The organism is Pseudomonas sp. SK, assembly GCF_012975065.1.
In the GTDB taxonomy this organism is placed as follows: Bacteria; Pseudomonadota; Gammaproteobacteria; order Pseudomonadales; family Pseudomonadaceae; genus Aquipseudomonas; species Aquipseudomonas anuradhapurensis.
The window spans coordinates 4,062,633-4,081,811 of record NZ_CP051857.1; the positions used below are offsets into that span (position 1 = coordinate 4,062,633).

The window sequence follows — 19,179 nt, forward strand, 5'->3', positions numbered from 1 at the left end:
CCTACAAAGAGAACGCATCAGCCTGTGAGGGGCGCCGATTACTCCGCCGCCGCCTTGCGCTTCTTCAACGGCGCCAGGCCATCGGAACTGGCCAGCGGCGCATTGGCCTTCGGCTTGGCGCTTGGCTTGCGCTTGGCCGCGGCTTTCTTGTCACCCGACTTCTTCTCGACCTTTTTCTTCTTGCTACCGGCCGCCTTGCCTGAGGCCTTGACCTTCTTCGGCCCGTTGTAGGTACCCTTCACTTCCTTGATCACCCGGCGCTCGAACTGCTGCTTGAGGTAGCGTTCGATGCTCGACATCAGGTTCCAGTCGTTGTGGGTGATCAGCGAGATCGCCAGGCCTTCGCCACCGGCACGGCCAGTACGGCCCACGCGGTGCACATACTCGTCACCGCTGCGCGGCATGTCGAAGTTGATCACCAGGTCCAGGCCGTCGATGTCCAGGCCACGGGCAGCCACGTCGGTGGCCACCAGCACCTTGGAACTGCCCTGCTTGAAGCGGTCCAGGGCCAGCTTGCGGTCCTTCTGGTCTTTTTCGCCGTGCAGCACGAAGGCCTTCACGTCCTTGGCCACCAGGTGGCCGTAGATGCGGTCGGCCAGGGCGCGGGTGTTGGTGAAGATGATCGCCTTGTCGAACGTCTCGTTGGCCAGCAGCCACTGCACGATCTGCTCTTTGTGCTGGTCGTGGTCGGCGGTGATGATCTGCTGGCGGGTGCCTTCGGCCAGCTGCGAGACGCTGTTGAGCATCAGGTGCTCCGGGTCTTTCAGCACCTTGCCGATGATGTCGCGCAGCGCCGCGCCGCCGGTGGTGGCCGAGAACAGCAGAGTTTGCTGGCGGTTCTCGCACTCCTTGCACAGGCGCTCCATGTCTTCGGCGAAGCCCATGTCGAGCATGCGGTCGGCTTCGTCGAGGATCAGCACCTGCACATGGGACAGGTCGAGGTTGCCGGCATTCAGCTGCTCCAGCAGGCGGCCGGGGGTACCGATCAGCACGTCCGGCACCTTGCGCAGCATGGCGGCTTGTTCCTTGAAGTCCTCGCCACCGGTGACCAGGCCGGCCTTGATGTAGGTGAACTGCGCGAACAGCTGCACCTGCTTGAGGGTTTGCTGGGCCAGTTCACGGGTCGGCAGCAGGATCAGCGCGCGGATCTCCACACGGCGCTCGCGCAGGTCGACCAGGCGGTTGAGCAGTGGCAGCACGAAGGCTGCGGTCTTTCCGCTGCCGGTCTGTGCGGTCACGCGCAGGTCACGCCCTTGCAGGGCCAGGGGGATGGCCGCGGCCTGCACCGGGGTTGGCTCGACAAAGTTAAGCTCGGCCACGGCTTTAAGCAGGCGTTCGTGCAGGGCGAATTGGGAGAACACGGAGGTAACCTCAGGCAAGTGCGGGAAATTCAGTTGCATAGGGTAACGTTTTCTGCCGCCTTAGCCGAATTTCTTTTGGCAACTTTATTGCCATCCGCGCTCTAATGGCGCTTCGTTTGGCAACAAGACTGTACGCAAGCCCATGGATATCCAACGAATCTGGCGTGACTCCCTCGACCTGTGGGGCACCCTCGACCGCCATCCGATGCTGCACGCGGCCATTGGCCTGGCGGTGCTGCTGCTGATCTCCCTGGTCATCGGCCGCCTGGCGCGCTTTTTGGTGCTGCATGGCGCCCGCCTGCTGGCCCGCCAGCCGGCGCTGAGGTGGCTGGACGACTTGCGCAACAACAAGGTTTTCCACCGCCTGGCCCAGACCACACCGTCGCTGGTGCTGCAGTTCGGCCTGAAACTGGTGCCGGAGCTGTCCGATACCGCCCAGCACTTCCTCGGCAATGTCGCCCTGGCCTTCACCCTGCTGTTCATGACCCTGGCGCTGTCGTGCCTGCTGGATGCCCTGCTCGACATCTACGCCCGCACCGAACACGCCCGCACCCGCTCGATCAAGGGCTACGTGCAACTGGCCAAGATGATGCTGTGGATCTTCGCCGCCATCGTCATCGTCGCCACCCTGATCGACCGCTCGCCGCTGTTGCTGCTGTCGGGCCTGGGTGCGATGTCGGCGGTGCTGCTGTTGGTGTACAAGGACACCCTGCTGTCGTTCGTCGCCAGCGTGCAGCTGACCAGCAACGACATGCTGCACGTGGGTGACTGGATCGAAATGCCGCAGGTCGGTGCCGATGGCGACGTGGTCGACATCACCCTGCACACGGTGAAGGTGCAGAACTTCGACAAGACCATCGTCTCCATCCCCACCTGGCGCCTGATGAGCGAGTCGTTCCGTAACTACCGCGGCATGCAGCAGTCCGGTGGCCGGCGCATCAAGCGCAGCCTGTTCATCGATGCCGCCGGGGTGCGCTTCCTCACCCGCGAAGAAGAACAGCGCCTGAGCCAGGTGCACCTGCTGGCCGACTACCTGGCCGGCAAGCGCCAGGAGCTGCAGCGCTGGAACGAGGCCATGGGGCCGGTGGCCGAGCTGTCGGCCAACCGCCGCAAGCTCACCAATATCGGTACCTTCCGCGCCTTTGCCCTGGCCTACCTGAAGAACCACCCCAACGTGCACCCGAACATGACCTGCATGGTGCGGCAGATGCAGACCACCGCCGAGGGCGTGCCGCTGGAAATTTACTGCTTTACCACGACCACGGTGTGGGCGGATTACGAGCGGATCCAGGGGGATATCTTCGATTACCTGCTGGCGGTGTTGCCGGAGTTCGGGCTGAGCTTGTATCAGCAGCCGAGTGGCAATGATATGCGGGTGGGGCTGGCGGGGCGTGCGACGCCAGAGCCAATGCCGCGCCGCCTTGAAGAAATGAACGAGGTTTGAGAGTGCCGGGGCTGCTTTGCAGCCCCTGCCCTTTTCAAGGCCGCATCAGGGAAGCGCATTCCTTGTTGCCAACAATGGCTTGTTCTCACGACCATGGACCATGCAATACAACGCCCCAGCCAGGATCAAGCCCATCGCCCAGCTAATGTCCGCCCCCAGCCACTCAGCCACAAAGCCCGTATAGAACGACAGCTTCATGAACGGGATGGTACCGATGATCGACACCGCATACACCGCCAGGCTCCGACGATTGAAGCAGCCGTAACGTCCCTTGGCGTCATACAGCGCCCCCACATCATAGTGGCCACGGCACACCCAGTAGTAATCCACCAGGTTGATCGCGCTCCATGGGATCAGCAGGTACAGCTGACCGATCAGGATGTCGGCAAAGAACGTATCGAAATTGTACTGGGTGGCGATGGCGATCACCGTTGCCGCTGCGGTCAGGCCAGCCATTACCAAGGCCTTGGCCGTCGCAGTCACGCGGCGGATGGTCTTGAACGCGCCAAAGATCGTGACCGACGACATGTAGGCGCTGTACAGGCACAGGACGTTGTACTGGATCACCCCCAGCGCAATCACTGCCAGCGCCAACGGCGCCCACGGGCCAAACAAGGCGGCGATGGCTGTGGCCGGGTCATGGCCCAGGGCCGAGGGCAGTTCCACGGCCACCAGCGCGCCCAGTGCCATCATGGCGAAGGAGCCCAGCGCACAACCGCAGTAGGTGGCCCAGAACGTGGCGCGTGGGTTGACGTTGGCCGGGAGGTAGCGCGAGTAGTCGGCCACATAGGGGCCATAGCCCAGCGTCCACGAGGCCGACTGGGCCACGATCAGGTTGAACGCGGTGAACGAAAAGCCGGTACTCACCGCCGTCGTGGTTGCCATGTCGCCAGGGTGCAGCAGGATCAGCACCAGGGCGCCGGCAAACACCAGCGTGGACAACAGGCTCATCCACGCCCCCAGGCGGTGGATGAGTTCGTAGCCGACAAAGCCGATGACAAAGGTCAGTACCCCGACCACCACGATGGCCTGGTCATCGCTCATCGGCACCAGGGCCTGCAGGGCATTGCGCATCAGCACGCCGCTTGCGGCGAGGAACAGGACTGCGGCGGTGACCATCACCAACAGCGGAAGCGCCGCACCATGGACGCCGAACTGGGCCCGGCTCTGGATCATCTGTGGCACGCCCAGGTGCGGGCCCTGGGCGGAGTGCGCGGCCATGAACACGGTGCCGATCAGGTTGCCGACCAACAGGCCGAGCAAGGTCCAGCCCAGGCTCAGCCCCGAGGCGACGCCCAAGGTGCCGACCATCAGGGCGGTTATCTGGAAGTTGGAGCTGAACCAGATGGTGAACAATCGTTTAGGCGTACCATAACGCTCAGCGTGTGGGACAAATTCGATACTTCGCGTTTCTAACTTCACGCCGGTCTCCCGCTTTTATTTTTTTGATTATCGGGTAGCCACCGACGGCTTTCGCGTTCAGTAACGAACGCGTCATAGCTAGCTGCGCCATGCCTTGCCCGATAACGGCAGGCTACCCAGGCGGCTCATCCACACCGACGCCAAGATCACCGCCCCGCCGAGCAACAGCCGGCCCAATGGCTCGTGCTGGTTCCAGATCAGCAGGTTCAGCAGCAAGCCTACCGGCACATGCAGGTTGTTCATCACCGCCAGCGTCGCGCCGGAAACCAGGCAGGCGCCCTTGTTCCACCAGTACAGCCCCAGCGCTGTCGGGCACAGGCCGAGGAACAGCAACACCAGCCATTGCACGTTGGTGCTCGGCAGGTGCTGGGCGTTGCCGAACAGCAGGAAGGCTGGCAACACCACCATCAGCGCGCCCAGGTAGAAGTAGCCAAAGCGCTTGTAGTGCGGCAGGTCGCTGGGGTGGCGTGCGACCAGGTGGCGATACAGCACCTGGCCGGCGGCGTAGGTGAAGTTGGCCAGTTGCAGCAGCAGGAAGCCGATGAAGAACTCGCCGCTGATGGTGTCGAAACGGATCACCGCAGCACCGGCCACCGCCACCAGCGCAGCCACCAGGGCCCACGGGTTGAAGCGGCGGTTCATGGCATCTTCGATCAGGGTCACGTGCAATGGCGTGAGGATGGTGAACAGCAGCACCTCCGGCACGCTGAGAACGCGGAAGCTGAGGTACAGGCAGACGTAGGTAATGCCGTACTGCAGCGCGCCGATCAGCAGCATCGAGCGCATGAAGCGCGGTTCGACCTGGCGCCAGCGGGTCAGTGGCAGAAACACCAGGCCAGCCAGCACCACGCGCGCGAGCACGGCGAAGTAGCTGTCGACGTGCCCGGCCAGGTACTCGCCGATCAGGCTGAAGGAAAACGCCTGGATCAGCGCGACGATAATCAGGTAGCCCATGGGTGCCTCTCGGGGATCAAGGGCGCGACCTTAGCGGGTTGCGGGGGATGAGTTCAACCATGAGGAATGTAAGGACGGCAGCGCACGCGGCCTTTGTAGGAGCGGCCTTGTGTCGCGAAAGGGGTGCGAAGCAGCCCCAGGATCTCAGCACAGCAGCACAAATCGCCGGGGCTGCTTCGCAGCCCTTTCGCGACGCAAGGCCGCTCCTACACAGAACCACAGCAGAGCGCATGTACACAGACATAAAAAAGCCCGGCCAATGGCCGGGCAGGTACACCCAAAGGAGCAAAACCAGGTGTCAGGGTTGGGAATTCGTTGCGCCTCAGGCCACTGCTGCCAGCCTGGCCTTGGCCTGGTTCACGCCTTTCTCGTGGAACTCGCCGCTCATGTTCAGGCCTTCTGCGTGGATGAAGTCGACATCGTGAATGCCGATGAAGGCCATGACCTGGCGCAGGTACGGTTCCTGGTGGTCGCTGCTGGCGCCGGCGTGGATACCGCCACGGGCCGTCAGGACAATGGCACGCTTGCCAGTCAGCAAGCCCTGTGGGCCGGTGGGGGTGTACTTGAAGGTGATGCCGGCACGCAGCACGTGGTCCAGCCAGGCCTTGAGCGTGCTGGGAATGGTGAAGTTGTACATCGGCGCAGCCATCACCAGCACGTCGGCAGCGAGCAGTTCATCGGTCAGCTCGTTGGAGCGGGCCAGGGCCTCCAGCTCGGCGGCGCTGCGCTGCTCTTCGGGCTTCATCCAGCCACCCAGCAGGTTGGCGTCCAGGTGCGGCACCGGGTTCACCGCCAGGTCACGCACGCTGATCTGGTCGGCCGGGTGGGCGGCCTGCCACTGCTGGATGAAATCACGGGTCAGCTGGCGGGAAACGGAATCCTGCTGGCGGGCGCTGCTTTCGATGATCAGTACGCGGGACATGGGGTGCCTCCATCGGCAAAAAGGGTTGCGATTCGATGGAGGTGAGATTAAGGCTTGACCTATCGATAAAAAAGCGTAAAAAGTGGGTGCAATCAATCGATTTATCAGTTTATTCCGCGCTACAGCTCAGGGCGATCCGCAGTTTGATGATCTGCCGGTTGAACTTCGCAGTGACATCGACACTTTTACCGGCCGGTACATTCACCCGCCGTACCCGCGGTGCCTCGGGGCCGTTGCGAAAGGTGACCTTGCATGCAGCCGGCACCTGCCCATAGTTGTTCAGGGTGATGGCGCCAATGTCGTAAGCCGTGTCGTAGGCGGTGTAGTCGAGCTTGACCCCGGTCAGTTCCTTCTCCACATCGATGGGATAAGCCATGGCCCCGAGGGGCAGGCACATCAGTATTGCCGCACAACATTTCTTCATGGGCCGCTCTCCTTGAAAGAGCGCAGCTTAGGACAACAGGAGCGAAACATGAAAGCGCCGCGCGTAACCCTTGACCAGTGGCGAACCCTGCAGGCAGTGGTCGATCACGGCGGGTTTGCCCAGGCCGCCGAGGCACTGCACCGCTCACAGTCGTCGGTCAGCTACACCGTGGCGCGCATGCAGGAGCAACTGGGCGTGCCGCTGCTGCGTATCGATGGCCGCAAGGCCGTGCTCACCGAGGCCGGCAATGTGCTGCTGCGCCGCTCGCGCCACCTGGTCAAGCAGGCCAGCCAGCTCGAAGACCTCGCCCACCACATGGAACAGGGCTGGGAGGCCGAGGTGCGCCTGGTGGTCGATGCCGCCTACCCCAGCGCCCGCTTGGTGCGCGCCCTGGCCGCGTTCATGCCGCAGAGCCGTGGCTGCCGGGTGCGCCTGCGTGAAGAAGTACTGTCTGGGGTGGAGGAAGTGATGCACGAAGGCATCGCCGACCTGGCCATCAGCAGCTACAGCATCGGCGGCTACCTGGGTGCCGAACTGAGCGCAGTAGAGTTCGTCGCCGTCGCCCACCCGGAACACAGCCTGCACCGCCTGGGCCGCGAACTCACCTTCCAGGACCTGGAAAGCCAGTTGCAGGTGGTGATCCGCGACTCCGGCCGCGCCCAGCCGCGCGACGTCGGCTGGCTCGGTGCCGAGCAGCGCTGGACGGTCGGCAGCCTGGGCACCGCCGCCACCTTCGTCAGCAGCGGCCTGGGCTTTGCCTGGCTGCCCCGGCACATGATCGAGCGCGAGCTGCGCGAAGGCGTGCTCAAGCCGTTGCCACTGGACCAGGGTGGCAGCCGCCACCCACTGTTCTACCTTTATTCCAGCAAAGAGAAGACCCTGGGCCCGGCGACGCAGATTCTCATCGACCTGCTGCGCAATTTCGACACCGCGCCACTGGACGTGCCCTTCGCAGCCCCCGCACAAGCCTGAGAGGACCGCGCCCATGGCCTATTTCGAACACGAAGGATGCGCACTGCATTACGAAGTCTATGGCCAAGGCCAACCGCTGGTGCTGTTGCATGGCCTGGGCTCCAGCTGCCAGGACTGGGAGATGCAGGTGCCGGCGCTCAGCCGCCACTACCAGGTCATTCTGATGGACATTCGCGGCCATGGCCGCTCCGACAAGCCCCGCGACGGTTACCAGATCGCCACCTTCAGTGCCGACCTGCTGGCCCTGCTCGAACACCTGGATACCGGCCCGGTGCACTTCGTCGGCCTGTCCATGGGCGGCATGGTCGGCTTCCAGTTCGCCGTGGACCATCCGCAATGGCTGCGCAGCCTGTGCATCGTCAACAGCGCCCCCGAGGTCAAGCGCCGCACCCGCAGTGACTGGGCCTGGTGGTTGAAGCGCTGGGGCCTGGCGCGCCTGCTCAGTGTCGAAACCGTCGGCAAGGGCCTGGCCGAACGGCTGTTCCCCAAGCCCGAGCAGGCCGGCCTGCGCCAGGAAATGGCCCAGCGCTGGGCACGCAACGACAAACGCGCCTACCTCAAGAGCTTCGACGCCATCGTCGACTGGGGCGTGCAGGAACGCGTCGGGCAGATTCACTGTCCTACCCTGGTAATCGCCGCCGACCACGATTACACGCCGATACAACTGAAACAACGCTATGTCGCCCTGATGCCCCACGCCAGGCTGGTGGTCATCGACGATTCCCGGCACGCTACGCCCCTCGACCAACCCGAGGTCTTCAACCAGACCCTGCTGCAATTCCTTGCAGCCGCTTCCACCTCTCAAGGATCTTTGAGCCCATGCTGAAAAAACTTCTGCTCACCGCCTGCTCGGTCGCCTTTGCCACCAGCGTCATGGCCTCCGACAAGACCCCGCACGTAGTGCTGGACACCAGCTTCGGCCAGGTGGAAATCGAGCTGAATGCCGAGAAGGCGCCGATCAGTACCAAGAACTTCCTCAGCTATGTCGACAGCGGCTTCTACAACAACACCATCTTCCACCGCGTGATCCCGGGCTTCATGGTCCAGGGCGGCGGGTTCACCGAGCAGATGGTGCAGAAACCCACCAAGGACCCGATCAGGAACGAAGCCAGCAACGGCCTGCAGAACACCCGCGGCACCTTGTCGATGGCGCGCACCTCGGACCCGAATTCGGCCACCAGCCAGTTCTTCATCAACGTCGCCGACAACGACTTCCTCAACCCGGGCCGTGACGCCGGTTATGCCGTGTTCGGCAAGGTGACCAAGGGCATGGAAGTGGTCGACCAGATCGTCAACTCGCCAACCACCATCAAGAAAGGCATGCGCGATGTACCGGCCGACCCGGTGTACATCAAGTCGGCCAAACGCATCGACTGACCACAGGCTTCACAGGGACGTGAAACCGCCTGGGGTCGGATGGAACAGGAGTGTCGTCACCCATGCTGTACCGCCGTTTCGAGCAACTGATCGACATTTTTCGCGACGCGCCGAGCGACGCGCCCCCCAGCCGGGTATGGCCGTTCTACCTGTATTACCTGCGCCAGGTCTGGCCGAGCTTCCTGGCCCTGCTGGTGGTCGGCCTGTTCGCCTCGCTGATCGAGGTGGCGATGTTCAGCTACCTCAGCCGCATCATCGACCTGGCCCAGGGCACGCCCAACGCCAACTTCTTCAGTGAGCACAGTGGCGAGCTGATCTGGATGCTGGTGGTCATCCTGCTGCTGCGGCCGTTGTTCTTCGGCCTGCACGACCTGCTGGTGCACCAGACCATCACCCCCGGCATGACCAGCCTGATCCGCTGGCAGAACCACACCTACGTGCTCAAGCAGAGCCTGAACTTCTTCCAGAGCGACTTCGCCGGGCGTATCGCCCAGCGCATCATGCAGACCGGCAACTCGCTGCGTGACTCCGCCGTGCAGGCGGTGGATGCGCTGTGGCATGTGCTGATCTACGCCATCACCTCGCTGGTGCTGTTCGCCGAGGCCGACTGGCGCCTGATGCTGCCCCTGCTGCTATGGATCGTCGGCTATATCGCCGCGCTGTTCTACTTCGTGCCCAGGGTGAAGGAACGCTCGGTGATTTCCTCCGACGCGCGCTCCAAGCTGATGGGCCGTATCGTCGATGGCTACACCAACATCGCCACCCTCAAGCTGTTCGCCCACACCGACTACGAACAGCAATACGCCCGTGAAGCGATCAGCGAACAGACCGAGAAAACCCAGCTGGCGGCGCGCGTGGTCACCAGCATGGACGTGGTCATCACCACCCTCAACGGCCTGCTGGTGGTCACCACCACAGGCCTGGCCCTGTGGTTGTGGAGCCAGTCGCTGATCACGGTCGGCGCCATCGCCCTGGCCACCGGCCTGGTGATCCGCATCGTCAACATGTCGGGCTGGATCATGTGGGTGGTCAACGGCATCTTCGAGAACATCGGCATGGTCCAGGACGGCCTGCAGACCATCGCCCAGCCGGTCACCGTCACCGACCCGCCCAACGCACCGGCGCTGAAGGTCAGCCGCGGCGCGGTACGCTTCGATGACGTGGATTTCCACTATGGCCAGGCGGCCAACGTGATCGAAGGGCTGAACCTGGACATTCGCCCGGGCGAGAAGATCGGCCTGATCGGCCCGTCCGGGGCCGGCAAGTCGACCCTGGTCAACCTGCTGCTGCGGCTGTACGACGTGCAGGGCGGGCGCATCCTCATCGACGGCCAGGACATCGCCCAGGTCAGCCAGGCCAGCCTGCGCGCGCAGATTGGCATGATCACCCAGGACACCTCGCTGCTGCACCGCTCGATTCGCGACAACCTGCTGTACGGCCACCCGGGTGCCAGCGAGGCCGAGCTGCTCGAAGCAGTGCGCCGGGCGCGGGCTGACGAGTTCATCCCGCAGCTGTCGGATGCACTGGGCCGCACCGGCTTCGATGCCCACGTGGGCGAGCGCGGGGTCAAGCTGTCGGGCGGGCAGCGCCAGCGCATCGCCATTGCCCGGGTGCTGTTGAAGAATGCACCGATCCTGATCATGGACGAAGCGACCTCGGCGCTGGACTCGGAAGTCGAGGCCGCCATCCAGGAAAGCCTGGAGACGCTGATGCAGGGCAAGACGGTGATCGCCATTGCCCACCGGCTGTCGACCATCGCGCGGATGGACCGGCTGGTGGTGCTGGACAAGGGGCGGATTGTCGAGAGTGGCAGCCACAGTGAACTGCTCGAGCAGCAAGGGCTGTATGCCCGCTTGTGGCATCACCAGACCGGGGGCTTTGTCGGGGTCGACTGACTCCTGCACCGGCCTCTTCGCGGGTAAACCCGCTCCCACAGGGACCGCACAAATTTCACGGTCTGTGCAGTACCTGTGGGAGCGGGTTCACCCGCGAAATGGCCGGCACAGGCAATATGAATGGATCAGTCCCGGCGATAGGGCAGCATCCCCCGGGCCTCCTCGGCATAGGCCCGCACCCCTTCCCGCTCCTGCGCCAGGAAATCCCCCACCGCCCGGCGCAGGCCCGGGTGCAGCAGGTAATGCCACGACCGCGTCAGCACCGGCTCGAACCCGCGTATCAGCTTGTGCTCGCCCTGTGCCCCGGCATCGAAGCGCTGCAGGCCCTCGGCAATGGCAAAGTCCATGCCCTGGTAGAAACAGGTCTCGAAATGCAGCCGGTCGAACTCGTCCAGGCAGCCCCAGTAACGCCCGAACAGGCTGTCGCCGCCCACCAGGCTCAAGGCCATCGCCACGTCCCGCCCGGCTTGCCGCGCCATCACCACGCGCAGTGCCTCGGGCATGCGCTCGGCCAGCAAGCTGAAGAACTCGCGCGTCAGGTAAGGCGCACGCCGGCGCACCGCGTAGGTGTTGGCGTAGCAGCGGTAGACGAAGTCCCACTGCGCCTGGTCCAGCTCCGCGCCGTGGTACCAGCGAAAATCGATGCCCTGCCCGGCTACCTGCTCACGCTCCTTGCGCATCTGCTTGCGCTTGCGTGAGCTGAGGCTGTCGAGGAAGTCCTGGAAGTCACGGTAGCCATGATTGCGCCAGTGGAACTGGCAACCCAGCCGCTCCATCCAGCCCGGCACCCCGGCCACCTGCGCATCCAGCTGCGGGTCGGTGAAGTTGATGTGTGCCCCGGACAACCCGCCCTTGCCCAGGTACTCCGGCAACGCCTGCAGCACCAGCAAGGCGTCGGCAGGGTCGGCGGCCAGCAGGCGCGGGCCGCTGACCGGGCTGAACGGCACGGCACCGAGCAACTTGGGGTAGTAGGCGATGCCGGCCCGCTCACAGGCATCGGCCCAACCATGGTCGAACACATACTCGCCAAACGAATGCCACTTGCGGTACGCCGGCAGCAGCGCCCGCACCTGCCCGTCACGCTCCAGCACCAGGTGCTCGGCGGCCCAGCCGGTGTTGCGCGCGACGCTGCCGCTGTCCTCCATGGCACTGAGAAACGCATGGCGCAGGAACGGTTGGCCGGGCGGCACCAAGGCATCCCAGGTAGCCGCCGGCAGGTCACGCAGATGAGCAAGGCTGTACAAGCTGGTCACGGTTTCGACTCGCTGTTTCAAGGTACCCAGTATCCCCAAGGAAGGCCCGCCACTCAATTCACCAAGGCCGTGGCGATCCTTTTATTCTCAATTACTTAACCGCAGTGCCACTAATTCGACATTAATCTGTCATTCGCCCCCGCAATACTTGCGCCTGTTTTCCGGAACCCCAGAACCTGTCTATTCAGGCCCTTTCCGAAGACATGCCAATACAGGGGTGGGCGCCTGAGCCTCCCCCATCTTATTCAACAGGGAGAACCTTATGCGTCTTGTTTCTACACTTACCGGAGTGAGCCTCACCGGCATGATGCTGGCTCTGAGTACTCCGGCCAGTGCAGCTGTCGACGCCAAGCTGCTCGAAATGCTCCGCGCCAATGGCTCGATCAACCAGGCGCAGTACAACGAACTGCAGGCAGACCTGGCTCAGGAAACCAAGGAAAAGGCCGCTCAGAAAGCTCAGTCCGACCGGATGAGCTCCTTTGAACAGAAAGTGGCATGGGCCGCCAAGACCCAGGTCAAGGGTGACTTGCGCCTGCGTTACGAAGACGTCAACGTCGACGACCCGAACAGCAGCAGCGGCAACCAGGACCGCCAGCGCGTGCGTGCGCGTGTCGGCTTCTACAGTGAAATCAACCCGCAGGTGGACGCGGGCATCCGTATCGCCACCGGCAGCAGCGCCGACCGCCGCTCGACCAACCAGAGCTTCGACAACTACTTCGACAAGAAGTCGCTGTGGGTCGACCAGGCCTACCTCGACTGGCACCCGACCGCCGTCCCCAACCTGCACCTGATTGGCGGCAAGATGGCCCAGCCGTGGGTGAGCATGGGCGACATCATCTGGGATAGCGACATCAACCCGGAAGGCGTGGCCGCTACCTACAAGACCGACCTGGGCGGCGCCGAAGTGTTCGCCAGCGCCGGCCAGTACACGCTCAAGGACAACGTCGATGGCGACGGTGTGCAGTACAAGCATGACGCACAGGTCTATCACGGCCAGCTGGGCGCCAAGTTCGCCCCGGCAGACGCGCTCAAGCTGACCGTAGGTGCCAGTATCTATGGCTACGACAACGACAAGGAAGCCACCATCCTGCAGTCGTTCGGCAACACCACCAACGAGTTCAACCTGGTGGAAGGCTTTGGCCAGCTGGACTTCACCGGCTTTGCCATCCCGCTGTCGGCTTACGGCCAGTATGTGAAGAACACCGAAAGCACCGATGGCGAAGACCAGGCCTGGCTGGCAGGCCTGAAAACCAAGGTTGGCGCCTGGAGCCTGGACTACAACTACCGCGACGTGCAGCGTAACGCCGTGGTCAGCCTGTTCACCGACTCGGACTTTGGCAACGGCTTTACCGGTTCGCGCGGGCACAAGTTCAAGGTCGGCTATGAAATCGACAAGAACTTCTCGCTGGGCGCTGCCTACCTGATGGCCAAGACCGACCTGTCGCAGTTGCCCAACAGCGATGCCGATGTCGATACCCTGCAGGTCGACCTGGAAGCCAAGTTCTAAGCACCACCACTTGCGCTTCACCTGAAGCGGGAAATGCCGACCCCATCCGGCGTTTCCCGTTTTTTTGCCTGGCAGAAATGCGCCGGCCTCTTCGCGGGTAAACCCGCTCCCACAGGTACCGTGCAGTGCTCAAAAGCTGTGCCGAACCTGTGGGAGCGGGTTTACCCGCGAAGAGGCCGGAACGGGCGCCCGATGAATCAGCGCTTGCGCAGGATCACGCTGCCAATTGAATATCCCGCACCAAACGAGCTCAACACGCCAAGCGAACCCTTGGCCAGGTCATCCTGGTACAGGTGGAAGGCAATCACCGAGCCCGCCGAGCTGGTGTTGGCATAACGGTCGAGAATCACCGGTGCATCTTCCTCGGCCACTTCACGCCCCAGCAGCTTCTTGACGATCAGCTGGTTCATGCTGAGGTTGGCCTGGTGCAGCCAGAAACGCTTCACATCGCTCGGCTGCAGCCCGTTTTCCTGCAGGTGCTCACCGATCAGCTCGGCCACCTTGGGGCACACTTCGCGGAACACCTTGCGACCTTCCTGGATGAACAGTTTGTCCGCTGCACCTTCGCCTTCTTCCGCCGCGCGGTTGAGGAAGCCGAAGTTGTTGCGGATGTTGTTGGAGAACTCGGTCCACAGCTTGCTGCTGACAATCTCGAACTGGTGCGCCGAGGTCGCCTTGTCGGCACGCTCGAGCAGTACCGCGGTGGCGGCATCGCCAAAAATGAAGTGGCTGTCGCGGTCACGGAAGTTCAGGTGCCCGGTGCACACCTCCGGGTTGACCATCAGCACCGCACGGGCCTGGCCCAGGGCCACGCTGTTGGCAGCGGTCTGGATGCCGAAGGTGGCCGATGAGCAGGCCACGTTCATGTCGAAGGCAAAACCCTGGATGCCCAGTGCCTGTTGCACTTCGATGGCGATCGCCGGGTATGGCCGCTGCAGGTTGGAGCAGGCGACGATCACTCCGTCGACGTCGGCCGCGCTGCGGCCGGCGCGCTCCAGCGCCTGGCGGGCAGCGGCCACGGCCATTTCACAGAGCACCGACGGCTCGTCGTTGGAGCGCTCTGGCAGGCGTGGCTTCATGCGCTGCGGGTCGAGGATGCCGGCCTTGTCCATGACGAAGCGGCTCTTGATGCCGGAAGCCTTTTCGATGAAGGCGGCGTCGGACAATGGCGCGGCTTCGATCTCGCCGCGCTCGATGGCCGCGGCGTTGTCCTGGTTGAACTGCTGCGCCCAGGTGTTGAAGGAGGCTACCAGTTCTTCGTTGGAAATGCTCTGGGCCGGGGTGTACAGGCCGGTGCCGCTGATCACGACGTTATGCACGGTCGTTCCTCTGGTCAAAGGCCATCGCCACGGGGCGCTGGCTGGAATATGGCAAGTTAATGGCACTTTAGTGCCAACTCAAAGGCAAGGCTGCTCCCTCGTGCGCTGCGCCTGTGGGAGCGGGCTCGCCCGCGAAGGGTCGCAACGCGACCCCAAATTGCCCTAATAGTGCCACAAACAGGGAAGTTTAGCCCTCCACCTGGCTCCACTGTTTGCTCAAACGTTTGTCAGAAATCGGCACCTTGGTCCCCAACTGCTGGGCAAACAGCGATACCCGATATTCTTCCAGCCACCAGCGGTAGAGGGTCAGTTGCTCATCGCGCTTGCCTTCCTGGGCATGCTTGTCGGCACGCGCCTTGTACTGCGCCCACAGGTTGCCCAGCTCGGCGCTCCACACCCGGTCCTTCTGTACCTGCGCGCCGAGCTTCTCCAGGCGCAGCTCCACCGCCTTGAGGTAGCGTGGCAGTTCCTTGAACCAGGCACCGGGGGTTTCGCGCACGAAGCCCGGGTACACCAGGTTGCCCAGCTGCTGCTTGATGTCGTTCAGCGCCACCGCCTGGCTCAGGTCGATCTTGCCCTTGAAACGCTTCTGCAAGCCGTGCCACAGCTTCAGCACTTCCAGGGTTTGCCGGGCCAGGCGCTCGGCATGCTCGGCCCAGCTGCCGCGCTTGCGCTCCGCCAGCCCGGCCAATGCGGCACCGTCGCGCGGCAGCGCTTGTTCGCCGTCGAGGATGCAGCTGTCCAGGCTGGCCAGCAGAATATCCTCGACCAATGCCTCGACGCGGCCCATATCGCGGTACAGCAAGCCCAGTTCGGTCAGCCCCGGCAGCTTGCCACGCAAATACTTGGCCGGCTCGGCCAACTGCTGCAGCAACAGGCGTTGCAAGGCGCGGCGGTGCTGGAACTCGGCTTCGGCCTGGGTCGAGAAACGCCCTTCGCGCACGCTGCCGTTATCTTCCACCAACGCCGGGTATACGGTCATCGACAGGCCAGCGATGTTCTGCTGGGCGGTCTGCTTCACTTCGCTGAAGGCCTTGGCCTGCACCGGCTGTTCGCTGCTGGCGTCGCGCGGCACGGCCAGCGCAGCCTGGCTGGCGGCGGCAAAGCGTGCGGTCAGCTCGGCCAGGTCGCGGCCTTCGCCAAGGAACTTGCCCTGCCCATCGACCACCTCGATGTTCATGCGCAAATGGCCTTCGACCAGGTTGACCGACTCGTCCCAGGCCTCGTCGGGCACCCGCGCACCGGTCATGCGCAGCAGCTCCTGGCCCAGGGCCTGCGGCAGCGCCCCGTGGCCGAAGGCCATGCGCGCCAGCGAGGCCTTGACGAAATCCGGCACCGGCACGAAGTTCTTGCGCAGGGCCTTGGGCAGGTTGCGCACCAGCGCCACGCACTTGGCTTCCAGCAGGCCCAGCACCAGCCACTCCAGGCGCTCGCCCGGCAGGCTCGGCAGCAGCGGTGCCGGCACCCGCACGGTAACGCCATCGCGGGGATGGCCGGGCTCGAAGTGGTAGCTCAGCGGCAGGCGCAGGTCACCCAGCTGCAGGCTGTCGGGATATTGCGCGGCGGTCACTTCACTGGCCTCGCGGGCCAGCACGTCTTCCTCGCGCATGATCAGCAGGTTGGCGTCCTTCTGGCTGCCCATGCGGTACCAGCTGTCGAAGGTCGCGGTCTGGTGGATTTCCGCTGGCAGGCGCGCTTCGTAGAAGGCGTACAGGGTTTCTTCGTCGGCGAGGATGTCGCGGCGGCGCGCCTTGGCCTCCAGTTCGTCGAGCTGTTCGAGCAGGCGCTTGTTGGCCGCCAGGCACTTGGCCCGCGACTGGATTTCGCCGCCGACCAGGCCTTCGCGGATGAACAGCTCGCGCGAGGTGACCGGGTCGATCGGGCCGAAATGCACCGGCCGGCGGCCGACCAGGATCAGGCCGTACAGGGTGATCTGCTCGTAGGCCACCACCTGCCCGCGCTTCTTCTCCCAGTGCGGTTCGAAGTGGTTCTTCTTGACCAGGTGGCCGGCCAGCGGCTCGATCCAGTCCGGTTCGATCTTGGCCACCATGCGCGCGTACAGCTTGGTGGTCTCGACCAGTTCGGCAGCCATCACCCACTGCGGGCGCTTGCGCCCCAGGCCCGAGGACGGGTGCACCCAGAAGCGCCGCTGACGGGCCCCCTGGTAGTCGCCCTCTTCGGTCTTCTGGCCGATCTGGCTGAGCAGCCCGCTGAGAATGGCCTTGTGCATCTTTTGGTAGTCGGACGGCTCCTTGTTCACCGTCAACTGCAGGTCGCGGCAGATCAGCGCCAGCTGGCGATGGGCATCGCGCCACTCGCGCAGGCGCAGGTAATTGAGGAAGTTCTTGCGGCACCAGTTGCGCAGCGGGTTGGCGGTCAGTGCCTGGCGCTGCTCTTCGAAACCGCGCCAGAGGTTGACCAGCGCCGCGAAATCGGAGTCGACGTCCTTCCATTGCGCGTGCGCCTGGTCGGCGGCCTGCTGGCGCTCCGGCGGGCGTTCGCGCGGGTCCTGCACCGACAGCGCACTGGTGACGATCAGCACTTCCTGCAGGCTGCCCAGGCGCGCGCCTTCGAGCAGCATGCGGCCCAGCCGCGGGTCGATCGGCAGGCGCGCCAACTGGCGGCCGATCGGGGTCAGCTGGTTTTCGCGATTGACCGCCGACAACTCCTGCAGCAGGTTGAAACCATCGCTGATGGCCTTGCCATCCGGCGGCTCGATGAACGGGAAGGCATCGATCGCTCCGAGGCGCAGGTGGAGCATCTGCAGGATCACCGCCGCCAGGTTGGTGCGCAGGATCTCCGGGTCGGTGAACGCCGGCCGGCTGTTGAAATCCTCTTCGCTGTACAGGCGCACGCAGATGCCCGGCTCGACCCGCCCGCAGCGGCCTTTACGCTGGTTGGCACTGGCCTGCGACACGGCCTCGATGGGCAGGCGCTGGACCTTGGCGCGGTAGCTGTAGCGGCTGATGCGGGCAGTGCCGGTGTCGATCACGTAACGGATGCCCGGCACGGTCAGCGAGGTTTCCGCGACGTTGGTGGCCAACACCACGCGGCGCCCGCTGTGCGGCTGGAAGATGCGCTGCTGTTCGGCCGGCGACAGCCGCGCGTACAGCGGCAGGATCTCGGTGTGGCGCAGTTGCGCCTTGCGCAGGATCTCGGCGGCATCGCGAATTTCCCGCTCGCCCGGCAGGAAGATCAGCACATCGCCCGGCCCCTTGCCGACGCTGCGCTCGTGCTGCGCCAGCTCGTCCAGGGTGGCGAGGATGGCCTGGTCGACGGTGAGGTCGTCCTCGATCTGGTTGCCTTCTTCGTCCTGCTCGCTGGTCAGCGGGCGGTACCAGGTTTCCACCGGGAAGGTGCGCCCGGATACTTCGATGATCGGCGCACCGTCGAAGTGTTGGGAGAAACGCTCCAGGTCGATGGTCGCCGAGGTGATGATCAGCTTCAGGTCGGGGCGGCGGTGCAGCAGGGTCTTCAGGTAGCCGAGCAGGAAATCGATGTTCAGGCTGCGTTCGTGGGCTTCGTCGACGATGATCGTGTCGTAGCGTTCGAGAAAGCGGTCGTGCTGGGTTTCGGCCAGCAGGATACCGTCGGTCATCAGCTTGACCAGGGTGTTGGCGTCGCTCTGGTCCTCGAAGCGCACCTGGTAGCCGACCAGCCCGCCCAGCGGCGTGCCCAGCTCTTCGGCGACCCGCGCCGCCACACTGCGCGCGGCGATGCGGCGTGGCTGGGTGTGGGCGATCATGCCATGGCTGCCTCGGCCGAGTTCCAGGCAGATCTTCGGCAACTGGGTGGTCTTGCCCGAACCGGTTTCGCCGGCGATCACCAGCACCTGGTGTTCGGCCAGGGCCCTCTTGATTTCGTCACGCTTGGCGGCGATCGGCAGGTTGTCGTCGTAGCGCACGGTGGGCACGCTCTGCTGGCGCGCGGTGACCTGGGCGCAGGAGGCCTGGACCTTGTCCACCCACTGCGCCAGCTTCGCCTCATCGGGGCGCTTGCGCAGGTCGTGCAATTGCCGGCGCAGGCGATGGCGGTCGGCGATCATGGCGTGGTCGAGGTTTTGCAGCAGTTTGTCGATGGCGTGGTCAGTCATGGGGCTTTTTAGTGATGCAGGTGAGCCTGCTTTTTCATGATCGGCATTCGAAGGATGCGCGATTGTCGCAGATTTGCTGGTTTTCTGCTGCCTGTGCCGGCCTCTTCGCGGGTAAACCCGCTCCCACAGGTACCCCACAGGCCTCAGCCTTGATGCGATCCTGTGGGAGCGGGTTCACCCGCGAAGAGGCCAGTTGCAACAGCACATATGTTTAGCCAACCGCGACGTAAAGGTTG

Annotated in this window: 14 protein-coding genes; 6 read left to right on the plus strand and 8 right to left on the minus strand. The window is 63.9% G+C overall.

Annotated features, from left to right (window positions below; genetic code table 11):
• Positions 1 to 38 precede the first annotated feature (38 nt).
• Entirely contained in the window at positions 39 to 1,400 is a 1,362-nt protein-coding gene (locus tag HG549_RS18685) for a DEAD/DEAH box helicase (RefSeq protein WP_170031309.1), read from the minus strand.
• A 103-nt stretch (positions 1,401 to 1,503) separates the two neighbouring features.
• Between HG549_RS18685 and HG549_RS18690 the strand changes: the two genes are divergently transcribed.
• Positions 1,504 to 2,805 carry a mechanosensitive ion channel family protein gene (locus HG549_RS18690; protein ID WP_170031311.1) on the plus strand — a complete coding sequence of 434 codons (1,302 nt, stop codon included), beginning with the start codon at positions 1,504 to 1,506 and terminating at the stop codon, positions 2,803 to 2,805.
• 45 nt (positions 2,806 to 2,850) lie between these two features.
• Here HG549_RS18690 and HG549_RS18695 read toward each other — a convergent pair whose 3' ends face one another.
• The 4 genes from HG549_RS18695 to HG549_RS18710 all read right to left on the minus strand — a co-directional run bounded on the left by HG549_RS18695 (position 2,851) and on the right by HG549_RS18710 (position 6,527).
• On the minus strand, positions 2,851 to 4,227 hold the full coding sequence (locus tag HG549_RS18695) for a cytosine permease (protein WP_170031313.1): 1,377 nt from the start codon (positions 4,225 to 4,227) through the stop codon (positions 2,851 to 2,853).
• 78 nt (positions 4,228 to 4,305) lie between these two features.
• Positions 4,306 to 5,181: a carboxylate/amino acid/amine transporter gene (locus HG549_RS18700; RefSeq protein WP_170031315.1), complete on the minus strand. Its 876-nt coding sequence runs from the start codon at positions 5,179 to 5,181 to the stop codon at positions 4,306 to 4,308.
• 322 nt (positions 5,182 to 5,503) lie between these two features.
• Entirely contained in the window at positions 5,504 to 6,103 is a 600-nt protein-coding gene (locus HG549_RS18705) for an FMN-dependent NADH-azoreductase (protein WP_170031317.1), read from the minus strand.
• Between the two features lie 109 nt (positions 6,104 to 6,212).
• Positions 6,213 to 6,527, minus strand: a complete 315-nt coding sequence (locus HG549_RS18710; protein WP_025753884.1) for a hypothetical protein — start codon at positions 6,525 to 6,527, stop codon at positions 6,213 to 6,215.
• Positions 6,528 to 6,575: 48 nt separating this feature from the next.
• Here HG549_RS18710 and HG549_RS18715 point away from each other — a divergent pair, with 48 nt between their 5' ends.
• The 4 genes from HG549_RS18715 (at position 6,576) to HG549_RS18730 (ending at position 10,771) form a co-directional block, all read left to right on the plus strand.
• Positions 6,576 to 7,499 carry a LysR family transcriptional regulator gene (locus HG549_RS18715; protein WP_170031319.1) on the plus strand — a complete coding sequence of 308 codons (924 nt, stop codon included), beginning with the start codon at positions 6,576 to 6,578 and terminating at the stop codon, positions 7,497 to 7,499.
• A gap of 13 nt (positions 7,500 to 7,512) precedes the next feature.
• Positions 7,513 to 8,325 carry an alpha/beta fold hydrolase gene (locus HG549_RS18720; protein ID WP_170031321.1) on the plus strand — a complete coding sequence of 271 codons (813 nt, stop codon included), beginning with the start codon at positions 7,513 to 7,515 and terminating at the stop codon, positions 8,323 to 8,325.
• Complete coding sequence (locus HG549_RS18725) at positions 8,319 to 8,876, plus strand: peptidylprolyl isomerase (protein WP_170031323.1); 558 nt, start codon at positions 8,319 to 8,321, stop codon at positions 8,874 to 8,876. Before HG549_RS18720 ends, HG549_RS18725 begins: the two co-directional genes overlap by 7 nt.
• A gap of 62 nt (positions 8,877 to 8,938) precedes the next feature.
• On the plus strand, positions 8,939 to 10,771 hold the full coding sequence (locus tag HG549_RS18730) for an ABC transporter ATP-binding protein (RefSeq protein WP_170031325.1): 1,833 nt from the start codon (positions 8,939 to 8,941) through the stop codon (positions 10,769 to 10,771).
• Positions 10,772 to 10,896: 125 nt separating this feature from the next.
• On the opposite strand, the gene HG549_RS18735 is transcribed toward HG549_RS18730, so the two are convergent.
• Positions 10,897 to 12,024: a GNAT family N-acetyltransferase gene (locus tag HG549_RS18735; RefSeq protein WP_170034249.1), complete on the minus strand. Its 1,128-nt coding sequence runs from the start codon at positions 12,022 to 12,024 to the stop codon at positions 10,897 to 10,899.
• Positions 12,025 to 12,286: 262 nt separating this feature from the next.
• Between HG549_RS18735 and HG549_RS18740 the strand changes: the two genes are divergently transcribed.
• On the plus strand, positions 12,287 to 13,531 hold the full coding sequence (locus HG549_RS18740; RefSeq protein ID WP_170031327.1) for a putative porin: 1,245 nt from the start codon (positions 12,287 to 12,289) through the stop codon (positions 13,529 to 13,531).
• Positions 13,532 to 13,728: 197 nt separating this feature from the next.
• Here the strand turns inward: HG549_RS18740 and HG549_RS18745 are convergent, their stop codons facing one another.
• Both HG549_RS18745 and hrpA read right to left on the minus strand, forming a co-directional pair.
• Positions 13,729 to 14,850, minus strand: a complete 1,122-nt coding sequence (locus tag HG549_RS18745; protein WP_170031329.1) for a beta-ketoacyl-ACP synthase III — start codon at positions 14,848 to 14,850, stop codon at positions 13,729 to 13,731.
• A 187-nt stretch (positions 14,851 to 15,037) separates the two neighbouring features.
• Entirely contained in the window at positions 15,038 to 18,943 is a 3,906-nt protein-coding gene (gene hrpA, locus HG549_RS18750; RefSeq protein WP_170031331.1) for an ATP-dependent RNA helicase HrpA, read from the minus strand.
• Positions 18,944 to 19,179 lie beyond the last annotated feature (236 nt).

Coding starts and splice junctions, on each gene's coding strand:
- HG549_RS18685 (WP_170031309.1), bottom strand. CDS start 1,400: ATGCAACTGAATTTCCCGCACTTGCCTGAGGTTACCTCCGTGTTCTCC.
- HG549_RS18690 (WP_170031311.1), top strand. CDS start 1,504: ATGGATATCCAACGAATCTGGCGTGACTCCCTCGACCTGTGGGGCACC.
- HG549_RS18700 (WP_170031315.1), bottom strand. CDS start 5,181: ATGGGCTACCTGATTATCGTCGCGCTGATCCAGGCGTTTTCCTTCAGC.
- HG549_RS18705 (WP_170031317.1), bottom strand. CDS start 6,103: ATGTCCCGCGTACTGATCATCGAAAGCAGCGCCCGCCAGCAGGATTCC.
- HG549_RS18710 (WP_025753884.1), bottom strand. CDS start 6,527: ATGAAGAAATGTTGTGCGGCAATACTGATGTGCCTGCCCCTCGGGGCC.
- HG549_RS18715 (WP_170031319.1), top strand. CDS start 6,576: ATGAAAGCGCCGCGCGTAACCCTTGACCAGTGGCGAACCCTGCAGGCA.
- HG549_RS18720 (WP_170031321.1), top strand. CDS start 7,513: ATGGCCTATTTCGAACACGAAGGATGCGCACTGCATTACGAAGTCTAT.
- HG549_RS18725 (WP_170031323.1), top strand. CDS start 8,319: ATGCTGAAAAAACTTCTGCTCACCGCCTGCTCGGTCGCCTTTGCCACC.
- HG549_RS18730 (WP_170031325.1), top strand. CDS start 8,939: ATGCTGTACCGCCGTTTCGAGCAACTGATCGACATTTTTCGCGACGCG.
- HG549_RS18740 (WP_170031327.1), top strand. CDS start 12,287: ATGCGTCTTGTTTCTACACTTACCGGAGTGAGCCTCACCGGCATGATG.
- hrpA (WP_170031331.1), bottom strand. CDS start 18,943: ATGACTGACCACGCCATCGACAAACTGCTGCAAAACCTCGACCACGCC.